16 protein-coding genes and 4 pseudogenes are annotated in these 24669 nt (G+C 59.1%); 8 read left to right on the top strand and 12 right to left on the bottom strand.

Annotated features, from left to right (window positions below; genetic code table 11):
* Positions 1 to 981 precede the first annotated feature (981 nt).
* Positions 982 to 2703, top strand: a complete 1722-nt coding sequence (locus ACVMB0_RS11030; protein WP_456854766.1) for an outer membrane protein — start codon at positions 982 to 984, stop codon at positions 2701 to 2703.
* Between the two features lie 943 nt (positions 2704 to 3646).
* Here ACVMB0_RS11030 and ACVMB0_RS11025 read toward each other — a convergent pair.
* The 11 genes and pseudogenes from ACVMB0_RS11025 to ACVMB0_RS10975 all read right to left on the bottom strand — a co-directional run bounded on the left by ACVMB0_RS11025 (position 3647) and on the right by ACVMB0_RS10975 (position 14659).
* Positions 3647 to 4404 (bottom strand): annotated as a pseudogene (locus ACVMB0_RS11025) (IS5 family transposase).
* 41 nt (positions 4405 to 4445) lie between these two features.
* Positions 4446 to 4694 carry an MATE family efflux transporter gene (locus tag ACVMB0_RS11020; protein WP_461349631.1) on the bottom strand — a complete coding sequence of 83 codons (249 nt, stop codon included), beginning with the start codon at positions 4692 to 4694 and terminating at the stop codon, positions 4446 to 4448.
* A 1237-nt stretch (positions 4695 to 5931) separates the two neighbouring features.
* Positions 5932 to 6102, bottom strand: a complete 171-nt coding sequence (locus ACVMB0_RS11015) for a hypothetical protein (RefSeq protein WP_461346235.1) — start codon at positions 6100 to 6102, stop codon at positions 5932 to 5934.
* Positions 6103 to 6553: 451 nt separating this feature from the next.
* On the bottom strand, positions 6554 to 6769 hold the full coding sequence (locus tag ACVMB0_RS11010) for a hypothetical protein (RefSeq protein WP_461346234.1): 216 nt from the start codon (positions 6767 to 6769) through the stop codon (positions 6554 to 6556).
* 928 nt (positions 6770 to 7697) lie between these two features.
* On the bottom strand, positions 7698 to 8072 hold the full coding sequence (locus ACVMB0_RS11005) for a hypothetical protein (RefSeq protein ID WP_456854761.1): 375 nt from the start codon (positions 8070 to 8072) through the stop codon (positions 7698 to 7700).
* 11 nt (positions 8073 to 8083) lie between these two features.
* Complete coding sequence (locus ACVMB0_RS11000; RefSeq protein ID WP_456854759.1) at positions 8084 to 8293, bottom strand: hypothetical protein; 210 nt, start codon at positions 8291 to 8293, stop codon at positions 8084 to 8086.
* Complete coding sequence (locus tag ACVMB0_RS10995) at positions 8290 to 8502, bottom strand: hypothetical protein (RefSeq protein WP_456854757.1); 213 nt, start codon at positions 8500 to 8502, stop codon at positions 8290 to 8292. The genes ACVMB0_RS11000 and ACVMB0_RS10995 overlap by 4 nt, the downstream gene beginning before the upstream one ends.
* A gap of 978 nt (positions 8503 to 9480) precedes the next feature.
* Positions 9481 to 10500, bottom strand: a pseudogene (locus tag ACVMB0_RS10990) (methylase); the annotation flags it as partial.
* Positions 10501 to 10798: 298 nt separating this feature from the next.
* Positions 10799 to 11009, bottom strand: a pseudogene (locus tag ACVMB0_RS10985) (hybrid sensor histidine kinase/response regulator); the annotation flags it as partial.
* A 2088-nt stretch (positions 11010 to 13097) separates the two neighbouring features.
* Positions 13098 to 13256 carry a hypothetical protein gene (locus ACVMB0_RS10980; RefSeq protein ID WP_461346233.1) on the bottom strand — a complete coding sequence of 53 codons (159 nt, stop codon included), beginning with the start codon at positions 13254 to 13256 and terminating at the stop codon, positions 13098 to 13100.
* Positions 13257 to 14389: 1133 nt separating this feature from the next.
* Positions 14390 to 14659 carry a hypothetical protein gene (locus ACVMB0_RS10975; protein ID WP_461346232.1) on the bottom strand — a complete coding sequence of 90 codons (270 nt, stop codon included), beginning with the start codon at positions 14657 to 14659 and terminating at the stop codon, positions 14390 to 14392.
* 88 nt (positions 14660 to 14747) lie between these two features.
* Between ACVMB0_RS10975 and ACVMB0_RS10970 the strand changes: the two genes are divergently transcribed.
* Positions 14748 to 14840, top strand: a complete 93-nt coding sequence (locus ACVMB0_RS10970; RefSeq protein ID WP_456854752.1) for a hypothetical protein — start codon at positions 14748 to 14750, stop codon at positions 14838 to 14840.
* Between the two features lie 141 nt (positions 14841 to 14981).
* On the opposite strand, the gene ACVMB0_RS10965 is transcribed toward ACVMB0_RS10970, so the two are convergent.
* Positions 14982 to 16328 carry an LLM class flavin-dependent oxidoreductase gene (locus ACVMB0_RS10965; RefSeq protein ID WP_461346231.1) on the bottom strand — a complete coding sequence of 449 codons (1347 nt, stop codon included), beginning with the start codon at positions 16326 to 16328 and terminating at the stop codon, positions 14982 to 14984.
* 1107 nt (positions 16329 to 17435) lie between these two features.
* Here ACVMB0_RS10965 and ACVMB0_RS10960 point away from each other — a divergent pair.
* The 6 genes and pseudogenes from ACVMB0_RS10960 to ACVMB0_RS10935 form a co-directional block, all read left to right on the top strand.
* On the top strand, positions 17436 to 17897 hold the full coding sequence (locus ACVMB0_RS10960; RefSeq protein ID WP_461346230.1) for a hypothetical protein: 462 nt from the start codon (positions 17436 to 17438) through the stop codon (positions 17895 to 17897).
* Positions 17898 to 18430: 533 nt separating this feature from the next.
* Positions 18431 to 18766 (top strand): helix-turn-helix domain-containing protein, encoded by a 336-nt coding sequence (locus ACVMB0_RS10955; protein WP_456709381.1) that lies wholly within the window; start codon positions 18431 to 18433, stop codon positions 18764 to 18766.
* Positions 18759 to 20006 (top strand): type II toxin-antitoxin system HipA family toxin, encoded by a 1248-nt coding sequence (locus ACVMB0_RS10950; protein ID WP_461346229.1) that lies wholly within the window; start codon positions 18759 to 18761, stop codon positions 20004 to 20006. Before ACVMB0_RS10955 ends, ACVMB0_RS10950 begins: the two co-directional genes overlap by 8 nt.
* Before the next feature lie 586 nt (positions 20007 to 20592).
* On the top strand, positions 20593 to 20814 hold the full coding sequence (locus ACVMB0_RS10945; protein ID WP_461346228.1) for a hypothetical protein: 222 nt from the start codon (positions 20593 to 20595) through the stop codon (positions 20812 to 20814).
* Positions 20815 to 21386: 572 nt separating this feature from the next.
* Complete coding sequence (locus ACVMB0_RS10940) at positions 21387 to 23249, top strand: recombinase family protein (RefSeq protein ID WP_461346227.1); 1863 nt, start codon at positions 21387 to 21389, stop codon at positions 23247 to 23249.
* 218 nt (positions 23250 to 23467) lie between these two features.
* Positions 23468 to 23927 (top strand): annotated as a pseudogene (locus tag ACVMB0_RS10935) (IS5/IS1182 family transposase); the annotation flags it as partial.
* Between the last annotated feature and the right edge of the window lie 742 nt (positions 23928 to 24669).

The following is a 24669-nucleotide window of genomic DNA, read 5'->3' as shown; positions in this document are numbered from 1 at the left end:
TGTAGCGCCCGCTGATACGAGCGCGGCATGCCCGAGCAGAATGCTGGACAGAATGTCCGGAGCGCCCAGCGCGGTCGCAGCGATTATGTAGGTGTGTCGCAACGCATGGTCGGCGGTTGGCAGCGTAGAGCGCGCCGGGGCTTGCCTACAGCCCGGGAAAATAGGTCGGGTATGCCTAGCGGTCCGATCAGGCCGCGCAGAACGGCCTCCGCGCGCATTGATACGGACATGCAATACTGCGCAGCCTTGATGGACCTATGCCGCCCCGGATCATTCTGAGCAATGTTGGGATCAGATAGCAGCCGCTGGAGCCGCACCCGGCGCGATGCCTGTATGCGACGCAGGCGCGGCAGAACGGGCAGCTCTATCCTATCGGTCCGTTGAAGCTCTCTCGCCATGACTGTGAGAGCCTAGCGCAACTCGCCGGGACTATGGAAGGCCGTTCCGTGATCTTACGGGACGCCATAGGGCACCGGCCCCCGGGGCTTTGCTGAGGAAAGCGATGGGCGCAACCTCAGCATCGCCCAGCTTGACACACAATTCATCCGTTAGTGGCGACCTAAAGCAAGACGGCATCGCGGGGTGCCATGAACTCTCGCTCCACTTCGGCTGAAGTACCTATCTGCGCTGCTGCTCGTGCCTCTGATGGAAAGATCGTTCAGTGTCCGGTTGATTACACATCTGTCCGGAACCCCAGCACTACAAGTAGTCAGCCTGACAGATCTGTCATTGCTCGTCATCCTGTGATGATGACCGGCGCGACTTCGCCCCGCGCCCCACTTGGACGCGCAGTGTAGGTGAACAAACTCACCGACAGAGCAGACATACAGTCTTACGCTTTGCCGCGTAAACGATTCTGGAATGTCCCACCGCGATCACTGGCATGGATTCTGCAGACCATAAACGGCATGGAAGCGACATCACGACATCGGCTGTTTGATGTTCGTTGAAATGGTGCGCACGTCGTGTTCGTGAGGTGGTATGCGATCTGGAGTTCTTGTTTGGGCCGCGGCAATTGCACTTGCCGCACGCGGTGTTGCTCATTCTGCGGATCTCGATCCGATGGCGAGGCTCCCGCCTGCGCTGTGGAGCTGGACCGGAGGGTACATTGGCGTGTACGGCGGCGGAGGTTATGGCCGGACATCCTTCAGTGATCCCTACGGCCCATCGATCTATGGTAACGTCGTCAGCACCCCCGTATTCTTGGCCGGAGGCCAGGTCGGCTACAACTGGCAAACGGATAGGTGGATTTTCGGCACCGAACTCGATGCGAGCCATGCTGTCTCCGATGGCACAAACAGCTGCCTTGCCTTCTCGGGCGCCGTTGTTATCGCCACGTGCAAGGCAGGTCCAAACGCCTTTGTCACGGGGACTGCTCGTGTGGGTTACGCCTTCGGCCTAACAGGCCAAACGCTGGGCTACATCAAGGCAGGCATGGCCTGGCAACACAACCGCGGCAACATCGCCAACAACAACGAATTCGAGGGGCGCTTTGCCGGCTTCCCTCAGCATACAACGCAGTTCGATTATAGTCGTTTCGGTTGGACCGTCGGAGTCGGCCTCGAGCAAGCCCTTACACCTGCTTGGTCTGTCAAATTCGAGTACGACTACATGGGCTTCGATGGGACGCGTCTGGCGACCCCGCCGACGGTGCAGTTCCCGCCCCCTGCCATCATTGCCGCTAACACAACCAGCTTGTCCAGCAACTATCACATCGGAAAGATCGGATTGAATTACCATTTCGGCGGCGACACGAGCGGGCCGGCATGGTTCGACGCATCGGCCTATCCGGGACGAGCGGATTCCAAAATGAAGCCTGTTGTCGATACGGGCGACTGGTCGTTCGAAGGGGGCTCGCGGGTCTGGCTCAGCCGGGGAACATTTCAGTGGGACTACACGAATCCGCCGCCGATACCCGGAGATAGCGGCATTCCCAATTCAAGGCTCACCTATCAGGGCTTGGATGGCATTTCCGGCGAGCTCTTCGCACGCCTGGATAGTCCTTGGGGGATATTCCTGAAGGGCAACATCGGCATCGGACGCTTCAACAACGGAAGGATGAACGACGAGGATTCGAGTATCGGCAACATGGCCTATAGCAACACTCTGTCAGATCAGGCCAACGGAAGGTTCATGTACTACACCGCCGATGTCGGTTACGATTTTATGCGCGGTAGCACCTACAAGCTGGGCGCATTTATCGGTGGGACTTACTTCGGCCAAAAGTCGGATTCGATCGGATGCGTGCAGACAGCCTTTCCGTACGGGCCATGCGGGGTTCCGGTCCAGCAAATCATCGGCAGTCAAGATGCCAATTGGGATGCGCTGCGCGTCGGCCTTAGCGCCGAGACTATGCTGTTTGAGGACTGGCGCGTGAGCGCAGATGTTGCTTACCTGCCATGGACCGACTTCAACGGTCGCGATAACCATCTCCTCCGTCCTGAAACAACTTTCTACGAACAGCGCGGGCAAGGCGGCGGAGGCGTACAGATCGAAGGAACGCTGTCGTACTTCCTCAGCAGAAATTTCAGTATTGGCGTCGGCGCTCGGTACTGGGCAATGTGGACCAAGAACGACAGCGATGTCATATTCAACTGCAGCGGCTGCAGCGGCCGAGGCACGCTCATCCAGATCCCTGCACTCGCGAAGTACAGCATGGAGCGATGGGGCACCTTCTTAGAGGCGTCCTACAAGTTTGAGTGAATTGGTCTGCAAGCGCGGCTCCCGACCCATAAGTCTTATAGCCAACCTAATCGATGAACAGTGAAAGCCTACAGCGCTTTGACTGGACGGCATCGCTGCTTCAGGGCGAACTGGCCAGGGCGCAGTTTCCGCAGCGTCCATGCCTTCTTATTGGTGAAAAATGAGTGCAGATGAACCGTAGGCAGGCAACCCCAAAGCAGAGATGGTTCTCGCACCTTTATTGCTCCGCAATCATGTTATCTTCAGCTTTGCCGGCCTTGGCAGCCGATGCACCGCAGGCCAATATGCGAATGATGGATTGCGCAACAGTGAAGAACAACGAGCATCGCTTGCTGTGCTTCGATAAAGCGGCTGCATCCCGCATTACCTAGCAATGCGAAGCTGGAACGTCTTAGAAGTGGCCCTTTGATCTGCCCCCGGCGAATTTACCCATTTGCCGCTAAATTCACTTTGCCAAACGGAGCCAAGTCCGAACTTCCACTCGGACGAGATGAATTGATGCGTCTCGGAATCCAGGTCGGGAGTTGCCTTCTGATTCTGATTTGCTCGGCGCCACCAAACGGCACCCAATTCGCGAATGTTGACGTTGGTTCCATCGTAGTTCGCAGCGCGAGCTCCGTCGCTGAGATCAAAGTTCAAATAGCCAGAGTCCAAGCAATCGTCGACTACGAAAACATGCGCTTGAATAGAGGGGGCGCCCTTCGGGACTCGATTTGGCGGGCGTTCGAAGGGGGAGGCCCCTTGCAGATCCTGCGTCGTATCTTTGTGCAAGTTGCTCCTTCGACCAGTCACCTCACGTCAGTTGGCTTTGGTCGCAAAGTCACGGGCCACCTGGCTGTTGCCAGTCGAGCCAGCAATAAATAATTTGGCGATCTCGAAGCGCACGACGGTCACCGCAAGCGTCAGCACTGCAATGATCGCGACATCTAGGACCGATCGACATTCATTGCATCCAGATCATCGCAGCTGCGAGATGGATGAAGCCGGTAAAGTTGGCGGTGCGCCTGTCATAACGGGTTGCCAAGCGTCGGAAGTGTTTGAGCTGGCAGAAGCAGCGCTCGATGCGGTTGCGCTGTTTGTAAGCGTCGGCGTCGTGCGGAATGATGATCCTGCGGGTACGGTTTGACGGAATCACCGCCGTTGCGCCGATTTCCGCGATAAGCGTACGCAGGGCGTTGCTGTCATAGGCTTTGTCGGCGAGCACGGCATCGCCGCTCTGGCCATCGAGCAGTGCGGGCGCCTGGGTGATGTCATTAACCTGCCCAGCCGTGACGATGAAGCGGAGCGGACGGCCGAGCGCATCGGCCAGCATGTGGATCTTGGTGGTCAGTCCGCCTCGGGAACGCCCCAGCGCCTGATCTTTGGCCCCCCTTTTCCGCTCGTCGCCTGCTGGTGGGCGCGAACGATAGTGCTGTCGATCATCAGATACTGGTTGTCGCGATCGGCAGTTAGAGCAGCAAACACACGCTCCCAGACGCCAGCATGGCACCAGCGGCTGAAGCGCTGGTGCACCGTTTTCCACTTGCCGTACCGCTCCGGCAGGTCGCTCCAGTGTGCGCCCGACCGCAAAACCCACAAACATCCGTTGACGAACACACGATTATCCGCAGCCGTACGTCCCAGGTCGCCAGCTTTCCCCGGCAGCAGTGGCGAAATCTTCGCCCATTGCCCCTCGGTCAGCTCATAGCGCTTCGCCGTCATCATCGCTCCGTGTCGAATCACGGAACTCTATGAATCAGCGATCAAGCCACTTGGGAATCCTGAATGTCGATCGGCCCTAGCGGGAGGGCGGCTAAGCCTGCTCGCTTGACCGCGGAGCCGTCGTTGCGGCCTATCGCATGGCCAACGCGCACAGCCGTTGCCATGCTGATCCCGAAAGAGATCATGAACAAGATCACGGCGACCTGAAGCGCGATCTTATGAGCGGAAAGTGCGGTAGTGCTGACCAGGTCCGCGAGGAGAGCCGCGGCCGAGGTTGCACCATAGCCGATCAGAGAGGCTATTGAGATCGGCCCCCACGATTATCAGCTGCCGCATTAGAGGCCAATCGAAGGACAGAGCATGCGTAAGCAAATGATAGTCACGAAACGTGCGCCGCACTCTGACGAACCACCAAACTAGAAAAAAACATCCCCACAGTTAACGAGGCTGGTTGCAAGGCCCGCGCCGAATAATTCTAGCCGGGGCACACCGAGCTTCCCAAGCCCATAGCGCGAGAGCGAGCGCAAGCTGGGTGACACCGAAGGTTAGTCCGCCTGCCACGAGACCAATTGCGACGCCTCCGAGCAAGCCGGCACCGGTATGGAAGCCCAACATGGCGATCGTCATGCCAACGAAGACCGGGAGCGCAGAGGCGGCAAGCATGAACACCAGCCAACAGACCAAGCCGATGACGAGTAAAGGGAGCGGTGGTCCGAGGATGATAATGGCGGTGGGCTCCGTGAGATAGAAGTCTGACGGCTTCGCCTTCCACCACCACCACGGCGCGGCTGTGAGTATAACCGCAAATAGGCCCCTTGAGTAACAGTATCGATCGAGAGCTCTGCGCCTACTTGCCTATAACGGCCGACAAGGGCGACTGCTTCCGCCGTCGAGGAAAACCGGGAACGAGAGGACGCTTCCGCCCATCGAGCGCTGACGAACACACCGCTTGATTTGGCGTGGGCCATAATAGACACGGCAGCGCCATCGCTCAAGAATGGGCTGTTTGAGATTTGTCCGACCGCGGTCTCGCGGTCGGGCAACGCGTGGGCCGAGCTGAGTGAGTCGACTGTGAGATTGGGATTACGCCCGCCTGCCGGTAGCCGCCCTATAGCGGCAGCTGGGGTATATTCCAGAAATCCCGACGGAACCGAAAATCCCACCTAGCTCAGGGAATGCCGAGGTTCAAACCCACAGTTCACCATCTCGTCAATCTAGCGCCACGCATTTCAACAAACTCGGTTGACACCCTGCTCCGTGCTCTCGTGCCGAGCATTGCGTGAAGCAGGAGCCGCGATTTATCCAAGACCAAGAATTTCTACCGCATGTTTGCCGCGGTTCGTCATTCAATTCAGAGCTGACCTTCGCCCCTTTGCGCAGCTTTTCTCCATCTTCACTTCCAAGGATTTGCGCACAGGTAGAGGATTCCAGCTGCGGCTGAATTAATCTAGTGTTTAGGGCTCTCAGTACGGAGCTTATCGTTCGGCGCCATGACGGGTTGCTCCATGGAAAGGCGCACGCTACTGGTCAGATTGAATATTCACCATTGTCCCCCGCGACAATTTCGGGGTCTCCAAGATTGAGGTCATGCGGACTCGCTTGAACGAACTCCAAGACCTTTTTGTTCGCTGCATCGCCGCTTTCGCGATCCTCGAACATCATCACAGCGGCACCGACGCCTTCACCGCCATCCAGCACATAGTACTATCTGAATCCGTCGATTCCCGTAGGATTTGCACCGACAGCGCTAGCTGTGGGCCGAGCGGGATGGCATCACGCGCGAGACATTCGACAGAACTTGTCCGGTAGCGAATCCGTGCGCTGCGAGGCAATTACCGTTCGGGCCCGATCGCGGCGAGATCGGAGTATCGGTTCGCCTCTTTGAACGAGATCGGTTCGATAGCTTCTGGCGGCATGGCGGCTCCCGAGGCCCTTGGGCTCGCAACGGGCACGATGTCAGCAATTGAGGAAGCGTTACGCGGCGCGTGCCCCGACCCCCGTGGCCCTCCGGGCCCGGGAACGCGCGGCACAGGCGGATCAAGCGCTCCAGCCAGGGAACTCGTTGTCGATGGCTTCGACGTCGCTGCCGGTGATCGGGTCACGCAAGATCGCGTCTTCGAGCGGGATGCCAAGCCCGACGAGGTTCTGATCAAACCAAAACCTCTTCGTGATGGTCGTCGAAGTCACGCAGTCCGATGGCGGCGATCATCCGCTCGCGGTCACTGTCGTTACCCGCCTGTGCATCCTGCAAGGTGATAACCGCTGTATTGAGCTTGGTGAAGAACACATTGCGCGAGAGTGTGAACGCGCGAGCCGAGATGCAGTAACGCGTGTAGGCGTCGAAGAGATCATCCTTCGATATCATGAGCTCTGGCCCGACCTCGCACCGATCGGCGACGAAGCCGCGAACCCGGTTGTTCGAGTTGAAAATCGGTCGTTTGGCGTCCTCGGATGCTTATGCGAACCATGAACTTACCCGTCTCGCGCAGGCTGTCCCAACATCAAGAGCAAAGTTGAGGATGCCGGGCAACTCCGTGAGGAGCTTCGCCGTCAACTCGGCATCCTCGCGACCTTCGAATGACACGCGGAATGGGATCGCGATCATTCGCGCGCCGATGGCAGCTGTGTGGTCTCCGAAGCCCGGAAACTGATTGCCGATCATCGCGACGTGGCGCCGCATTGCTCAGCACGCTTAGGGCTCACGGCGGCGAAGATGTCACCGTGCACGGTTTTCGGTCGTCGATTTTCGATTGGGGTATCGAGCGCGGATGCAGCCGCGACCTCATCGACAGTGCAATGCCGATGGTGAGATCGCGACGGCTGGACCGAGCCGAAAACCCGGAGGGCCTGCCAACGGTCCGAGCTGCTTAAACTGCGGCGCGAGATCATGCAAGCAAGATCGGACTTCGTCACGGGTGCAAAATGAAAACCCGCAACGCTCCGCGCACCACTCCGCATCTTGGATAGCGTGCTCGTGTTGATCGCGACCCTTCGGGCCGCTGGGAAGGCTTTGTGGCGGGTGAGGCTATAGCCTGTGGTTTAATGACGTGTCCGGATGGCATGCTCTGGCGCAGGAAAGCTCGTGCGCTACTGGCTTGAATGTGCGGCGGCTCAGATTCTATCAGGCAAGAGAAACTGGCTCGCCTCGCCCGGATTGACCGCTCATAGATAGACAGCCTCGAGAGGCAATCGGAGAACCCGACAATTGATCTTGTCGTCGCATCAACGATGCGCTCGGCGTTCATCCGTGGATGATGCGCGCTATAAGCGGCGAAGACTGACACGTTGATCGCCTACCGTCGAAAGCTTGCGAGGTCGTAGCAAGCCCACGCCCAGGCCGTTGAGCCGGGAACAACTTTGCTGCCGGCCGCTACCGTTCCAGCAACCTTGCAGTCCGACAGCGTCGACATGTACCCTTCTAGGATCGTTATTCCGCCATCCTCTTGCTGGTAGGCGACCACGCCTAATGCACCCGATAATCCTCGCTGAAGGGTCGTGTCGTGGCAGACATAGGCGGCCGAAAAGCCGGGCTTCACAGTGGCGGCCTTGATCGTTGCCTCGCCCATCTTCCGGCACTCGTCCATATTGTCTGAGGGCTGAGCAGTGATGTTGATCGTAGCTAAAACGCTTAGTTGCGTCCAGGCGACGATCATGATGAGCGGCGACATGGCGGCGGACCTCAGTCAATACGGCGCAATTGGACTGAGCGCATCAGGCCATCAAAGACGGATGGCATCGGCCATCGCGCGCGTATTTCGCCTTGGTCGATGTCTTCGGTCGTTCTGTTTGCCCGCACATATAGCCGCCATGCTGCGCAAGCCACAGTGACGAGAGATACCGCCGCGTCGGCGATGAGAATGGTGTGGTTTCGGGCGGGGTTGATGCTCATGGGCGATGCTCCTCATGCGCGGCGTCGGAGATGATCTTGATCAGCCTAAAAAGCGTGAGTGGATGTTTCCGTACAAGCTCAGTGGTCGCCAGCGCGAATTCGTCAGGGCCTCCACGCTGGCGGATGGTATCTCGGAGTGCGGCGAGCTTGGCGGGATCGGCGGAGCGAATAGCCGCCTCGAAGGCTGGAATGAATTTGAGCCTGTCCATTGCAGCACGCTCCTTGTGAAGAGAGCTTCGACCATAGTGGCGGCCTAGTCGCCATGAGCCTCGGTAATCGCCGCAAGTACGACGCTCGTTTTGGCCCTCCATTCGGACCATTGTTTGAGCGATGCTATCGCGATCTCCAAGCCCTCTTCACGAGTCACGGACGATTTCCACAGCGCCCCTGTTGCCGAAGACCATGTGGCTTGCGGCTCCGAAAAAAGCGCGCGGGCGTCTGGAGGAACCATCCGCGCTGAGTTTGCTACGCCAAGCTTGGTCTGTCTTGAGTTGCGGGAAGAACAGCCAAGCCGATAAGCCTCTCAGCAACTCGCATGCCAGAACGGCACGAACACGACAGAGCACAGCGGCGACGTGCAATATGCGCAAGACGTGCGGACGGTGCTGACGGCCGCCCGCACGCCCGCCGCGCGAACAGGCTTGGCCCTCATGAGGGTCATTCAACAAGCGACCAAGCCATACCTGGCTCAGCAACCCGCGTGCCAGTCAGAGAACGAAGGGAACCGATGTGCTGTAAGGTGTGGGCCGCACATACATGTCGTTAACCCGACGCGGTTTGGACGGAACCAGACGCGCTGCTAATGACGCCGGGGACGTAAGGGGATCGGATCAATCTCGTCATCATGTATCGCCATCAGCTCACCCGGCTCCAAGCCGAGCCTTTGCAACTGCTCCTTTTCGATTGGACAGTTGAGCATTGCGGCCTTTGCGCCGCAGTCTGCTACGGTCCTCCTCACCGCTTCTGAGGGGTCAGCGACGGCTACCACGTATGTTACGTGCCTATATTCTTCGTCGTCGTCGCTATCTTTCTTGAAAAGAGCGACTGTCACTATCCAACCATCCATCTTGCTGCGCTCCGCAGGCACTGCCTATGCGCTAGCAGGCCTCTGCAATTCCGGCGCCATCGAACAGGGTAACCGAATTCATTGCACGAATATCGCAGCCGCTACGATGGCGAGCGAGGCTAGCCGACTGCGCGGCCGCCCGTGCGAGATAGCTACGCGCGGTGTGCGGCGCCGGCGACGCTAACATGGGAAGCGCGCCGGTTGATGCAATACTCAGGTGAGGTGGAACGTGGTTCAGCGGAGCAGAGTCACAACGTCGGGCGCCATTCCCGGCGGCTCTGGGAACGCCCGCGGGTCATCGACGGGCACCTTGTCGATGACGGTGGGGCGCGTCTCGATCGTGGTGCCGTGCTTGATACGTAGACCGCACCGGCGATCGCGGCGGTGAACACCATGCGGCCGCGTTCGTGCAATCGGGCGAATGCGCCGCGCCAGGCCGGGCTTCGGCTGAGAAGTTTGCGCCGGGGAACTTGACCAGCGGGCCGCCGTCAGCAAGACGGGCAAGCGCTGAGGCGATGTGGCGGTACGCAGTGTCGGCCACGCGGCGGGAGACGCTCGGCATCGCCGAAAACGGCGGGTTCATCAGCACGACCCTCGGCACGATGGCGGGATCGATCGTCGATTTGGACCGCATCGAAGCGCGTGACGGAAATGGCCGGAACGAGGGAAGAGAGCAACCTGGCCCGGGTCTCGGCCAATTCGTTCAGCCGAGCCGCCGGCGATCTCGGCGAGGATGACGAGCAGCCCGGTGCCTGCGGACGGCCCCCAGCACGCGATCCGCTGCCGTAATCGCGGCCGCGGTCAGAGCAGCCAGGCCGAGCGGGATCGGCGTCGAGAACTGCTGGAAAGTCTCGCTCTCGGCATTGCGGCGCGTGTGGGTCGGTAGAAGGCCTGCGATCTTGCCCAAAGCGGAAAGTTGTGAAGCCGCAGAGCCGGCTTTACGGAAAAGCGCCTTTCCGGATTTGCGCAGAGGCAGGACGATGGGACCTCGCAAGCGTCATAGGCCATCTTCCAATTCCAGGCGCCCTCGCATCGGGATGCGCCGAAGGCCGCTTCCATTGCGGGCGCGCAAGATAGCGCTTTCGATGCGTCGGCCACGTTCGAGATACGGCAGGAGCTGCTTAGCCGCAGCGATTATGATGCTGGCGCCCTCGGGAACGCGCGGACGGGCGAGATCGGCTAGAGCGGGAACGGGCGAGTAGGCCGGCGCTCTCTCTCGGACCGCGCCGGCTCAGACTCGTTCCGGCCGACCTCTCCCTCTCAGCATCAAGGCGGTGCCCGACATGAGAAACAGCGCGCCCCGCCGGGCGGCGCGCCGCGCATAGAGCGTTCGCCAATAACCCAACTGCCAAGATGGTTAGGCTTGGCCGTCGTCAGCGTCGGCGACCGCTTCCGCGAGGTGAGGCAATTGTGCTAGGACATAGAAGAATGTCAAAGGACACAAACAGGATGTTGTTGAAGTCGTGCGCGACGCCGCCGGTGAGCTGGCCGATAGCTTCCATCTTCTGCGCTTGTCGGATCTGAGCCTCGTGGGCCTCGATCTCCTGAAGCGCTTCACCATGGCCTCGGCCCTGCGGCGCTGCTTCGCCTCCTCTTCAAGCGCCGCATAGGCTTCATTAGTTGGATACGTGTCGGCAGTACCAGGATCCGCAGCAGCATCAGCAGCAGCGCCAGCGTAATTGCAAGCGAGGCCGGCGCAAGCAAGACCTTGATAACGGCTTCGGTTTGTAAGCCGGCGCCCACGATTGTGAGGATCGCCGGCGCTCCGATAAGAGCCCGGCGTGTTAAATAAGTTGCAGCCAAGCCATTCCAAGATTTCGCAACACGAAAGCAGTTCTCCTTTCGGGCCGGCAATAGTTGTAGCTTCCTTTGCGCCTTGCGCTCAGCCGCATACTTGCCGTCGCGTTCAGCTTCCATCCGTCGTTTGCAATTCCACCCTCCGCAAAGTACTCGAAGATAACCCGGAAGGTCAGAGCACGGGCTTGCGGCGGCCCGCGAATCCAACTTTGGGGCGGTTAACCAGCGTTGAAGAGTTTCGAGCTGGTCCGGCGTACCACGTATAAGCTCGGCACGTTCCCCGAAGAGCAGGAATGTCGCAATGCGGCGACCTCCAGTTGCGTATCCAGGTCCTGGGCTTCTAGCCAACGGGCGATTGCTTCTAATGGAGACATAGTTTGGCTCTCCTGCCTTTCAATCGCGGTTCAAGCGTTGCGACCGGCATAAGTCGGTTTGCGAGAGCGATTCGGCCAAGAGAACGCTGCGCTGGTCAACTACAAGAACGTGCGGGTTCAAATCCCTACAATTGTCGCACACAATCACTACTAATAATCGCAACTGACCGGGTGGTGGCGCTACGACCTCGTTGGTTATCGATCGTCAGTGAAAACGCTGTACCGACTTGGCTACATCGCATGCGTCGGTCGGTTCTTGGACATAAAGTCATCATCGGCCGATGAGCACGAAACGGATATGGCTACGACACACTTGGTATGTTTCCTTTAATCAATCGAAGCGGCCAAATCGATATCCCATTCGAGAAACCAGAACTTTTCCGAGCGAGGCTGACGCAAAACAATTTGCTAGCGAACTGCTGAACAGTCCTCCTGCACGTTTGACTACGATGTTAGCTGGAACGATAAACCCATACTATCCAAGACGCGTAATTGGATCGAGCGACATAGTACTTTGGATTCGCGGTCGCAATTGAGCCCCATATAGCCGAGCGGGACACCCCATATAGCTGAGCGGGACACCAAGGCGAGATTCATTCGTGAGTGCGGTCCAAAGGACGTGGTCGCGTTCGTGCGTGATCCACCCGTAGTAATGATGCCCAAGCATCGTTAGCAATTAATGGCAGCTAAGGCTCCGGCAACCAAGTTGAAATCGCGAACTTGCCATGTCAACCACCAGATCTCGTCGGTGAATTCCGTTGAAATTTAACGCTTGGTGACCACCGATCGTTAGTGGCAAGCTCGTGCGAGCGAGGATGACTGTAAGCCTCACGCTATCAGTCCTGTCGGAGTTGGGCGGAACGCCGGGGGAGATACTCGGGCAGCTCACCAGTTCTTCATGAGCCGGATCAATAACCGAGCTGGCTTTATTGAAGCGGCCGAGGAGAACACTATGATGACGCGCTTGTTTGCGTTGCTGCTCCTTGCCATCGTATCGCTACGGGCGCACGCGCAGCTGCCAGTCCCTTCTACGTAGGTGAATCAGAGGGCTCCGTGCTTTCGGTACCGACGCTAGACGCACCAACAGGAGACTTCACGGGAGCGTATGTGAATAGCGCGGCGGGATTTTCGTGCCAGGGATATCCGTACCCTGCAGCGGGAAACGTTACGGCGAACAGAATATACCTCTACGTCAATTGGACCTCATCTACAGCTCCGACCTGCAGAACAATGACGATCTGGCATGGCCGTATAGCGGGTGACACGATTCCAACTCGATGGACGATGTACTACGTGGGGGCCGACTGGCACTTTCATGAAGTGACTGGCTGGGATTTCTTTACGAGGACGTAGACCAAACCTGGTGGAAGTCGCGTTTTTGATCGCTCTTACACCGTTGCTGGATACGTGATCGTCTGAGCGTCTGCTTCATCAATGATGCAGATGATTTGGTTGCGAGGAGCGCACGAACGATGAGTTGGGCATGCTTGAAACAGACGCGAACTGCGGTATCACTGCTCGTAGGGCCACTTTAGAGATGTACGTTCATAGGTAAGTGCGGGAGCGCTTAATGAAGATTTTGCGGGTATATCGCCTTTTGTTTGGTGATCTTAGCTTCCGCATTTGAGGGTGCGCAGGCAGCGAATTCGTCGAGCGCGGAGGCGCGCTTGAGAGAGAAGAACATCACACTGCCGGCTGCTGCGGCGACGGTCGACAGCTTTGTCAACGCGGTTCAAGTGGCAATCTCTTGTTCATGGCCGGTAGTGTCTTAAGCGAGCCGAAGGGTAATCTCGGCCGGGATCTGGCCGTCGAACAAGGCTATGAAGCTGCACGGCAGGCCGGCCTGATCATGGTAGCCTCGATCGGGTGAAACGCGTAGTCAGGTGGTCGGCATGGTGAACTCGGCCGATGAGTTCGCTGACCAAGCCAAGGTGGTCAATGGATATTCCGACCTGATGGTCGATGCGTTCGGGGAATCAATTGGCAGAGATGCCCGCTCCTCGCTAGGCGTGGCGGCGCTTCCTTGCCGCGGTCGAAGTCGAAATGATTCTTGAGGTGGACTAAAGTTTGCGCAGCTCGGGACCCCTTCTACTTAGGAAGGCTCTTACGCGAGGGTTGAAAATAGTCGCCGTGCCGACGTGCTCTGTCGGTTCTTATGGCGGCATGAAGCTCGGACAGTATCCCTCCGTTGAGGCTTTCAATTACCCACATCGTCGACGAAGCGCGAGGCGTGGAGTCGCTACTCGAACAATTGATGTGATTTCGGCATTTCGACCGGCCTCTGACTCAGAATTTGAAGGTAAGCGTCGATTCCGCGCGAAACTAGAGCTTTTCAGCCACGATCGGCCAAAAAACGTTGATTAATTAGAGATTTAATGACCGGGTAGTCGGCAGCCACTCGGACGCCGCCGAACGAAGACCTACGCAAATGCCGGATTCGGGATTATTCCTCGAACAGTTTCATCGTGTCGATCAGGGCCGAAGAAAAAAAGGAGTATGGCCCGCAGCAAGGCGAGGACCGTTCTCCGGCCCTGAGACCGGTCTAAAAAGGCACCCGGCGCGCGCCTTAGTGACAGCGATGCCGCAGGCAAAGGCGTGACCGAGTGCCTCCGGCGAAGGGTTCAATATACCTTGCGTGAGGGATCGTGACCCGAATGGGCGGAGACGACCGGCTCCGGGCGAAGCCTAGAGCCCGGCCCGCAGGGCACGCTCAACTCAAAAAGGCTCTCCGGTCGGAGAGCCTTAGCATTTCGCAAACAGGATGAGCGCGGCCGTAAAGCGCTGCGGGAATTCCGCCTCTCGCGGACGTCAATCGCACCTTCCAGGACAAGCTGGTCTTCGGGCTATCGGAGCGACCATCTAATCGCTCTCCCGGTCGGTCTGCGGCTTCGGCTCGCGCAAGACGATCCTTCCTGAGACCGCAACGCCCGGCGCGATCACGATGTTGAATCCCTTGCCGTCTTCATTCGGCCACGCGGCACCGATGCGTGTCCACGTCGATTTCCTGCCATCATCGCAGAATCGCATAGTCGCGTTCACGATGAATCGTAAAATCGCATTGTCGCACAACCACAAATGCGACAGGACTGCCACAGGGGTAGATGCCTTGGCGCAGGGGCCGGGCGTCATGGTCGCATAATCGTGTAATCGTGTTGCGGCCGCTGAAGGATTATGAGCGGGACATCGTCCGACGAACACTCGTTGCATTGAACTCAACATGACGCGTGCCGCCGATGTCTTGAAAGTCTCAAAGCCGACGCTCTATCGCAAAGTCCGCGAGTACAACATCAAGCTCGAACGCAGCCTCTGAGCGGCACAACGAAAGAAACGGGTTGAAACCTTTTGTTCGCTGTTGTGTTGATACCTCGCTGACGATCAACAAAGACGAAATCGAACTTGGCGTCTCAATCCAGAGGAACCGCGTTCGGAGGCAATCGTGAACAACCGCACTTTATCGAAGTGGGTGAGCCGGTCGCTTCAAGCCGAGATGATCTCTCAACCTCCGGCCTTGATACTGTGTTCGAAATAGGCCGCGCTTTTGTAGCTCCGGGACGACCAGATCGACAAAATCGGTCAGACCCTGCGGCATATACGGAGACATGATCGTATAGCCATCGACCGCTCCGGCGACGAACCAATCTTCGAGCTGATCAACCACTTCCGCGGGATCGCCAACCACTATCCTGTGCCCGGCTCCGCTCGCGACCTTCTCGGCGACCTGCCGCAAGGTCAGGCCGTCGCGATCTGCGAGCGCCCTGAGAAGTTGATAGCGGCTCTTGATGCCTGTGACGGCGTTGATGTCGAGCTCGGGGAGCGGTCCGTTCGCTGGAAATTCCGAGAGGTCGGTATCCAGGAGCTCGCTGAGCAGTGCCATGCCTGCGTGTGGCGTCAGCAGATCGTTGAGCGTTGCTTGTTTCTCCTTTGCTTCGTCGGATGTCCGGCCGACGAAGATCAGCGCCCCTGGTAGGAACCGAATGTCTGACGCAGAGCGTCCATTGCGTTCGGACAGCGAACGAATTGCTTCACGCGCTTCTGCTGCCTCGTCCCGGGTTTGGGCCGCCAAGAAGACGGCATCTGCCGTTCTTGCTGCGAAATCCCTGCCGACGTCGGAAGTTCCTGCCTGAAACAGAACGGGATGACCTTGTGGAGGCCTTGGCAAGTTCAACGGGCCCCGGACATTGAAATATTCGCCGGCATGGTCGACAGTAGCGATCTTCGCTCGATCGGCATAAACACCGCTCGCCTTATCGCCTATCAGCGCGTCATCCTGCCAGCTGCCCCAGAGCTTTCTTACCACATCTACGAATTCTGTGGCTCGCGCGTAGCGCGCTGCATGAGAGGGATTTGTCTCCCGACCGAAATTACGTGCTTCCGGCTGGCTTGCGGTAGTCACTACATTCCAGCCGATCCGCCCGTGGCTAAGATGATCCAACGCGGCGAAGCGGCGGGCGATGCTGAACGGCTCGTTATAGGAGGTGGAGGCAGTCGCTGCGAGACCTAACTTTTCAGTTGCGGCTGCCATGATAGGCAGGACTGCGAAGGGATCGATCCGGAACGGTACCTCATGCAAAACCTCTCGTGCCCCAGCGGCTGATTTTGGTTCGGTCAAAGCCAGAATGTCAGCAAGAAACACGACGTCAAACAGTCCACGCTCCGCAATTTGCGCGATCTCCTGGTAAAAGGAAGGTTCAAGTATCGAGGCGGTCGCGGCCAGCGGGTGGCGCCAGGAGGAAGTGTGATTGCCAGGCTGACCGCAAAAGGCCGCGAGGTGCATGTGTCGGTCAGTCTGGCTGCTCATGACTATACTCCGGCGAGGGAGGCCGCGGTTTTTGAACGCCCTCCCGATTTACTGAGGTTAAAGAAGGGATAAGCGCGAGACGCCCAGCGTCAGCACTTGCTCGTCACGAAATAGAAGGCCGCCTTACTCGCGCCGGCCGGGTCAGGCCGGAGCGCCGTTATCGTCTGACGAACTCGAACTCGATCAGCGCGCCCCGAGCGCGACGAGCGCGCAGCCAATTGTGTGCATCGTCCTGACTGCACCTCCGCGCTCCCAGTGCCTTCGTCCCGGATGGCCGCACCATATGCCACCGGCTCGTAGATACAGCAGAACATGGGCAGCATGGCGTTCGAAAGAGGTTCTCACGGGAGAGGCAAGATTAGAGCCTTCAATAAGCCGCGGAAGGCGCGAGTTCAAGAAGTCGGCGCTGTCTCGAGCCATTTGGGATCTCGCCTAAGTTTTTCGGCACACCGCAGGCAGGGCTTCCGGTCGCGCGCGATAGCGAAAATAACAATGGTGTAGCGGTTTCGCCCGATCCGCATCCCGGTAACGCTCGCTACCTTCTTTGCGCATGTCGTGTTCCCAACTGTTCGATTGGTCGTCTTCGCAACGCGATGATCGAGCGGCCCGCTGCACATTCCCTGTCAAGCCTCCGAATGACGTGCAAATGCTCGTTTTTGCCTTGTCCAGCTAATGCCCCGAGAGGATCGCCGGACGGCGCCATCGCCAGTGCTCCAGCCGATGTCTCCACTCTGGCGAAAAACGGCGTGACAAGGCCAACACAAACATGTTGCGAACAGTTGACCATCGGCTGGCACGAAGAATGCTAGCCGTCGACGTGCCTGGGGGCCCTCCCTCCTTCAAGCATGGCCGTGGCCGGCCACTGAGGTTAGCGGCGCGTGACATAGACAGGGGCCGCGTCGACTCGACCGGATACCGGTGGGCGCCTCCGTCACGTTGCCGCTAACTTTCAACGCTGTGAACAGCGTGACTATGGCCTCCTTCAGGAAAGGCCTCGAGACAGAACGGATGGATCCGGGCAGCAGGAGATGGTTGGAAAACGCGCGCTGTTGCTCTGTCTGGGCTTCTTGCTGCTCTGTCTGGCTGACCTAACCGCCACAAGCTGTAGTGTTCGCGCAAACGACAACCCTCTCCTGCATCAAGTCAAGTCGAGTTGGCGAGCACAAAACGGCTGAAAGCGTAGAACAAACTTCCAAGGTCGCGAAAGTAGCGCACTTGGTCCCCCGAACCTGGGGCGCTGCTGGAGGAGCCGGCCGAAGCGAATACGCTTTCTTTTCGTGGTCCAGGCACCGCGACAATCGACCACACGAAGAGTACGTCATCACCTGGAAGTTTTCACCCGACGGGACGCCCAAGATCGCCTCGACTTATGCGAAGCCGATGGAACTGGGCTGGCGCGCCCTCGCCCTCTCACTGATCGCAGCTGAGGCTACGGACGGTGAAAAGGGCGTGAATCTTCCTTTTCTGGATGGTCCGGCCAATTTCAACCTCGTGACGACCCAACAAGGCAAGCAAGGCGATCTGCTCAGACGTGGTCGGTGCACGATCGTCGAACCTGTTGGCGTGTAATATTTGCCGAAGGTGGATGAGAGTCAGACCACGAAGGGTGGTCTGTGGCGGGTTTTGCTTTTGGTGAATTGTAGTATTCCAAGGCCCGATATCTGAACACGCGTTACTTGACAACGGCAACTGAGGCGCTCGCGCCTGCTGTTTGGATAACCGATGAACGCTGGCATTGGCGCGTCCCGTTCATCACGCACCAGAGTCGCCGGCTACATATGCTCGTGCGTCATCGTCATCAAACGCAAGTTGTGCTGCGGGAGCGTTCGACCGAGGCCGCGCCCTCGCACCAGAGTTGCCGGTCGATCGAATCCTGGCGGAGACAGGTGGCGCGTCACTTAGATTGACGGACGCCCAGCGAGCCTGCGATGTGAGAGCCATCGTAACCGCGATTGCGAACGTCCAAATTGTCCAAGTCGCGCCGTCGCGACTGCGGTACAAATACACCTCCAATCATTGCTGAGGTTGCGCTTCGACCATCTAGGAAAATTGTGATCTTCGTGCTACATATTCATCGAATTTGAAGCAGGAAGACATCAACAATGCCTACTCCACACAATCCTCCTGCTGCGGTAAGGCGCGCGCTACGCAAGCTTGGGGCGGACATCCATGACGCCCGTCGACGCCGACGGTTGCCGATGGCGGTCGTGGCCGAGCGCGCCTTCACGTCCCGGTCGACCCTGCAGAGGGTCGAAGCTGGTGATACCAGCGTCGGCATCGGCATCTACGCTGGCGTGCTGCAGGCGCTCGGCCTGCTCGACGGCCTGGGTCAGGTCGCCGACATCAGCAACGACAGCGTCGGCCAAGCCCTCGCCAGCGCGCACCTTCCCAAGCACGTCCACCTCAAGCGGCCAACCGGACCATCCCACGATGGCTGACTTCGAGGTGCACATCGATCTGGACGGCCGCACGCGCCCGATAGGGTTGGCGAGGAGCAATCGCGTCAGAGGCGCGGAGACCATCCTCTTCGAGTACGACGCTGCATGGCTTGAGGATCCGGACCGCTTCTCGCTGGAGCCGGCACTTGCACTGACACGCGGCGCATTCGCTCCTCCCGCCCGATTAGCCATCTTTGGCTCCATTGGCGACTCGGCGCCGGACACCTGGGGCCGCCGCCTCATGCAGCGCGCCGAGCGCCGCCTCGCCGAACACGAGGGCCGTGCCGTTCGCACCCTCGCGGAAAGCGACTATCTGCTGGGCGTCGCCGACGAGAGCCGGCTAGGCGCGCTCCGTTTCCGCTGGGTCGGCGACCGTGTTTTCCAGGCGCCGACCCGGGCCGGCGTGCCTGCCCTGATCGAACTCGGCCGGTTGCTCCAAATCACCGAGCGGCTTCTCCGGGATGAAGAAACAGATGAGGAGCTCCAACTCATCTTTGCCCCCGGCTCTTCGCTCGGCGGCGGGCGTCCGAAGGCCTCAGTCATTGACCAGCATGGTCACCTCTCCATCGCCAAATTCCCGAAGGAGACCGACGACTATAGCATGGAGACCTGGGAAGAGATCGCACTGCGGCTCGCTGGCCAGGCAGGTATCGCCACTCCGCAGCACGAACTGATCGACGTCGGCGGCAAGCCGGTCATGCTGTCGCGGCGCTTCGATCGTGAGGGTGCGATCCGCATCCCGTTCCTGTCGGCGATGGCGATGATGGGCGCCAAAGACGGAGAGCGCGGCAGTTATCCGGAGATCGTCGATGCCCTTGCTCAACACGGCGCACAAGGGAAAACGGATGCCCATGCCCTTTATCAGCGTGTCGTCTTCAACGTGCTGATCTCAAATGTCGACGATCACCTCCGCAACCACGGTTTCCTGTGGCTGGGAAAGGCAGGATGGTCTCTCTCGCCGGCATACGACCTCAATCCCGTTCCAACTGATCTCAAGGCCCGCGTGTTGTCGACGAACATCGATCTGGACGAGGGCACTTGCTCGCTCGACCTGCTGGAGGCCGCATCGGAGTTCTTCGCACTCACGCTGCCGCAGGCCCGCACGATTATCAAAGAAGTCGCGAGCGTAACGGCAACCTGGCGCGAAGCCGCTAAGGCGGTCGGCGCCCGCTCGGCCGAAATCAACCGCATGGCCAGCGCCTTCGAGCACGACGATCTAAAACGGTCGCTGGCGCTATGACGAGAACGTTCCTTCACAGCTTCAAGCCAGCGACAGTGGTCCGATCACCGGCGGCAGACAAAGCTGGAGGCAGCCGACATCACTTAGCTCGTCACGATCTGCAAGGATGATGCGACGGCCATCCCGCTCGGCGCGAGCCACATCAGGGGCCCTGCAGCCAGCCACGCGATCCCGCGCTGACGCCGGGTGAACGCCTCTCGTTCGGAAAAGCAGGCCTGACCGTCATTGACGGTGGCGCCGGCGAACTCGGCTATCCGCCTTCGACGTCGCCCTCATTTGCCAGTGTGGTCGTGCAGGGGAATGTCATGAACGAGGTGGGCGAACGGCGTGATAGACAAGGCCAGCTCCAGAGTGACGCCTCACTCCAGAAATGAAAAGGCCGCCCCGCGGGGCGGCTGCGGTGCGATTCGTATGCACTTTAGATTCGACTTTCGGTTGGGGTCATCACAGGTTCCTCAACCAGCCGAGGGTCTTGCTTCGAGCGGAGTTGCAGATGCCGATTCTTCCAATCGGCTACTTGACCCTCGGAATTGTGTAGCTTGCCGCATATTTCGAGGGAATTGAGCTTTGGCTCGGCTTCGGGTTCGTGGTCGGCCTGATCAACTTCCTGATTCTCGCCTTGGCACCGCTCGGCTCGATCGTAGCGGCAGCTGTTTCATTCTATGGGGCGTATCACGGCTGGCACTGGGAGTGGTGGCAAGCCGCACTGCTCTGCTTCCCGTTCGCGATCTTGTCGATTGCGACGCTCGTCCTGCAGGGATCAGCGAATGTTTTCGACGGACTGGTAGAGCGCCGGGGGCCGGTGTGATGAGGCACTTCCATCCCGGTTCGAAGCGATTAGCCGCCTGGTCGAGCAAGGCCCTCGAAGTAACCAAGTGCAGGCGCAAAATGGCTGCCGCCCTACCGTGACCCGGCGATAAACCTTAGCTGGAGCTTACCTGACATCGAGACAAACTTGTCGACAGTGAACGCATCACAATGGCAGGGAGGCCTGTCCACGACCGGGTTTCTCGTCGGACGATATAGCGTCGCAACTGCTCTCATTCGAAGCGATTTCGATTCAAGCCGGCATCGGCGTCACCGAGCCCAGATCATTTCTACCGCACATGCATTTGGTCGGTGTCGCGAAGGACAGTCATCCTTACCGATGGCCGAAGCTATGAGAGCTGGTGGCCCGCAACGTGCGAGAACCACCTGCCCCAACCGGACACGATGTGGGACATTTCCAATGGCCGTGCATATCATATCGGGAGAGAATACGAGGTCGTGGCTTTATTCGGAGCAACTTATCCCGGGCAATCAACTTTAGGCAGAACACGGGATAGGATGCAGGTACAATGCGTCACATCGGGAGATGGACATGTTCCGTCGTTACGCATGATGAGCACACCGACCTTCGACGGCCAGATGCGTGCGGCGCAATACCTACGCATGTCATCTGAGAATCAGATCTACTCGACTGAAAATCAGCAGAACGCGATTTCCGAATACGCCAAGCAGCACGGCTATGCCGTGGTCGCATCCTACATCGACGCCGGAAAGAGCGGCCTGTCACTAAAAGGCCGAGACGCGCTAAAACAGCTGCTCAGCGACGCGCTTGCGACGCCGCGCGCCTTTGATGTCATCCTCGTTCTTGATGTCAGCCGCTGGGGCCGGTTCCAGAATCCCGACCAGGCCGCTCACTACGAGTTCCTGTGCCGACAGGCCGGCGTGCGTGTCGTCTACTGCGGCGAGCCGTTCGGGGAGGATGTCGCTCCCATCACAACCATCGTCAAGCACCTGAAGCGGGTCATGGCGAGCGAATACAGCCGCGAGCTTTCCGCAAAACTGTCGCGAGCGCATCGGCAGCAAGCGCTACTGGGCTTCCGCCAGGGCGGCGGGCTGCTTTACGGTTTCAGGCGGCTGCTCGTGGACGCCAAGCGAAACCCGAGACAGGTCCTGAAGCGAGGCGAGTACAAGGCCCTCAGCCATGACAAGGTGGTGGTGGTCCCGGGTCCGGCCGAAGAACTTGAGGTGATCAGGCGCATATTCAGACTGTATTTACGTGACAAGTTGTCCATTTATGAGATCGCTCGGCGTTTGGCGAAGGCGGGCGTGAAGGGCTACGGCGCAAAGGCCCTTTCGGAGACGACCATTCACAGGATTCTTGCCAGCGAGCTCTGCGTGGGACGGATGACCTACAATGTCACGACGAAGAGATTGCAGGGCCGCGCGATAAAGAATCCGGAATCGGCTTGGGCGCGTTTTCAGGCATTCGAACCGATCGTGCCGCCGGCACAATTCCGCAAGGCGCAGGAGCGTCTGGCCGTCGGCAATCGCCCTTGGGACAATGAGAAGATTCTCGCCTCACTGAAGAGATTGCTTGATAGAAACGGGCACCTATCCCAACGGCTACTCAACAGCACAAAGGGTGCTCCGTCTGCGGACACCGTCGATCGCCACTTTGGCTCGCTTTGTGCTGCCTACGCCGCTGCGGGCTACGATCCCAAGACCAGGATGTTTTTTGGGAACAACGGAAGATACTGGACGGGGGCTGCGGTCATCAGGGGGCTACAGCGGCTTCATGCCGCCAAGGGCCGGATCTCGAACCGGCTTATCGAACGCTGCCCGGACCTGCCATGTCCCAGACACATCCGCCATCGCTTCGGATCTCTCGCGAATGCACTGCGCAAGGCGCGCCTGCCCGCACCAAACCATAGCGAGATACAGCGCGACGGATGGAAACGCAGGAAAGACGGCGGCGGCGACGAATATATCCTTGGCGTCCGCTGGAGCGACGCGGAGCTTCTGCTGGCCTTGCGCAGCCTGCATGGGGAGCATGGATATGTCACGCAGAATCTTCTCGACTGGGACAAGAATACCCCCGGCGCCTATTATTTCGTTAAGCGATTTGGTTCGTTCACCCGGGCCAAGGCCTTGGCCAAGCTGCCGCTCGAGACACATTCGCAAATCATGCTCAGCGCCTGCCAGCGCAAGCGAGAAGGCAAAACAATCAGGCGCCAGCGCCGCCATCCCGGCCAGCGCCCCAAACTTGCCTACCGCACGGATGACCTTTTGCTGGGGCTCAAGCGCCTGGTGGAACGCGAGGGCGCCATTTCCGCGCGATTGATCAATGACGATCCCGCGTTGCCCTGGTCGGCAACCGTGGCTCACCATTTTGGCAAGCTCTCGAAGGCCTATCGGTTGCTCGGTCTCGTCCGCCTGAAGGGTAAGCCTGCGCGATTCGGCTTGCGACGAGGATAGCTGGCGGGAGTCATATGCGACGGCCCCCTCGTGCTTTGGCCGCTCCAACAACGTGGGCCGATTCCGCTATCGCGCAGCGCAGAGCCACAATTGGGCCGACCAAAAGATCCCGCCCAAGCGAACAAGGCTGTTCCGGCGCCTGCGCTTTTGATCTCGAGCGTCACTTGCTCTCCGGCCGTCGCAGCGCAAGGTCTCACCCGAGGCAGGTGACGTCACCGTTCGGCATGAAGGCCTCCATCGTTCCTAACACTTGCCGCCCCCCGGTAGCCTATTCATGCTGCACGCCTGGTCGCTGCCCGACAACCCTTACGACGGCCACACGTTGCGGGACGTTATGGACCGCACCGAGACACTCACCGGCTGTGCAATCGAGCGGGCCTATGTCGACAAGGGCTACCGCGGCTACGACGCGCAAAATCCCCGCCGCGTTGTCTTCGGCACCATCGAGCCTGAGCTGCGCCGCCGCTCTGCCATTGAGCCCATCATCGGACACCTCAAAGCCGAAGGACACCTCGGCCGGTGCTACCTCAAGGGCCTCGCCGGCGATGCCGCCAACGTCGTCCTCTCCGCCGTCGGGCACAACCATCCTCTCCTGGTTCAGAGAACTTTTGCGCCTATTGTTTGGTCTCGCTCTGGCGCACGCTCAACCGTCCACCTCAGCTCAATCCGGCTTCTTGACGGTCGACTGGTTAGCACACGCAATTCAAGGCACGAAACGTACGCAGCCCGGGGATGGGCCACCATAGACAGTGAATGCGCGTGCCAAGCCCCGCACTTTGGTCCGATCCGCACAAAGTTTACACGCCGACTCTACCAGGCGAACGGCGGCGTGGTGAAGCTACAGATCCCGTTCGAACGTTGCATACGACCGTCCGAGCCCTTGCATCTCGCTACGGTTTTATGATGATGCGCGGATACCGCTCTGTTGGCGAGGAGACCAATGACCGTCGCTGATGATATCTTGCGGGAGATGTGGGGCAAAGCCGGACTCACCGCTGCAGCGATCGCCGAACTACTGTCCGATGACGAAACACAAATAGAACGTGTCAGCCCGGTATGCCATAGACTCGTGGAGAACGGACGTCTCGTGAGACGCGGTAGAGGCGGCCCGTCCGACCCATTCACCTATCACCTGCTAACCCATCCAAGCATTCAGCCGCCGACGTGACGAAAAGAGCGCTACCCTTCAAAGCATTGATTGCCGCCGAGCTGGCGCGCATTGAGGCTCAACTCGTGAATACGCCCCACGGGCCGGAGCGCGAGGAGCTCGATCGCAAACTCCGTCGCCTCAGGACAGCCTTCAACGTCGACAGTTGGGATCGACCAACTTAAAGAGCTCGCTGACGGCCGGGTCTGTTCCCAAACTGCGACTTGACTGCGGAGGCAGCGCTGCATCAGAGTTGCGTAGGCATCACACTGT

The organism is Bradyrhizobium sp. USDA 4451 (assembly GCF_054822585.1).
The sequence above is the reverse complement of the archived record's forward strand: the minus strand, read 5'-3'. Positions and strand labels throughout refer to the sequence as shown.

Excerpts from the sequence above, each read along its gene's own strand:
- ACVMB0_RS10940 (WP_461346227.1), top strand. The coding sequence starts at position 21,387 with ATGAGCACACCGACCTTCGACGGCCAGATGCGTGCGGCGCAATACCTA.
- ACVMB0_RS10965 (WP_461346231.1), bottom strand. The coding sequence starts at position 16,328 with ATGAGCAGCCAGACTGACCGACACATGCACCTCGCGGCCTTTTGCGGT.
- ACVMB0_RS11030 (WP_456854766.1), top strand. The coding sequence starts at position 982 with ATGCGATCTGGAGTTCTTGTTTGGGCCGCGGCAATTGCACTTGCCGCA.
- ACVMB0_RS11000 (WP_456854759.1), bottom strand. The coding sequence starts at position 8,293 with ATGAGCATCAACCCCGCCCGAAACCACACCATTCTCATCGCCGACGCG.
- ACVMB0_RS11005 (WP_456854761.1), bottom strand. The coding sequence starts at position 8,072 with ATGTCGCCGCTCATCATGATCGTCGCCTGGACGCAACTAAGCGTTTTA.
- ACVMB0_RS10955 (WP_456709381.1), top strand. The coding sequence starts at position 18,431 with ATGCCTACTCCACACAATCCTCCTGCTGCGGTAAGGCGCGCGCTACGC.
- ACVMB0_RS10970 (WP_456854752.1), top strand. The coding sequence starts at position 14,748 with ATGACGCGTGCCGCCGATGTCTTGAAAGTCTCAAAGCCGACGCTCTAT.
- ACVMB0_RS11010 (WP_461346234.1), bottom strand. The coding sequence starts at position 6,769 with ATGATATCGAAGGATGATCTCTTCGACGCCTACACGCGTTACTGCATC.
- ACVMB0_RS10975 (WP_461346232.1), bottom strand. The coding sequence starts at position 14,659 with ATGACGCCCGGCCCCTGCGCCAAGGCATCTACCCCTGTGGCAGTCCTG.
- ACVMB0_RS10950 (WP_461346229.1), top strand. The coding sequence starts at position 18,759 with ATGGCTGACTTCGAGGTGCACATCGATCTGGACGGCCGCACGCGCCCG.
- ACVMB0_RS10995 (WP_456854757.1), bottom strand. The coding sequence starts at position 8,502 with ATGGACAGGCTCAAATTCATTCCAGCCTTCGAGGCGGCTATTCGCTCC.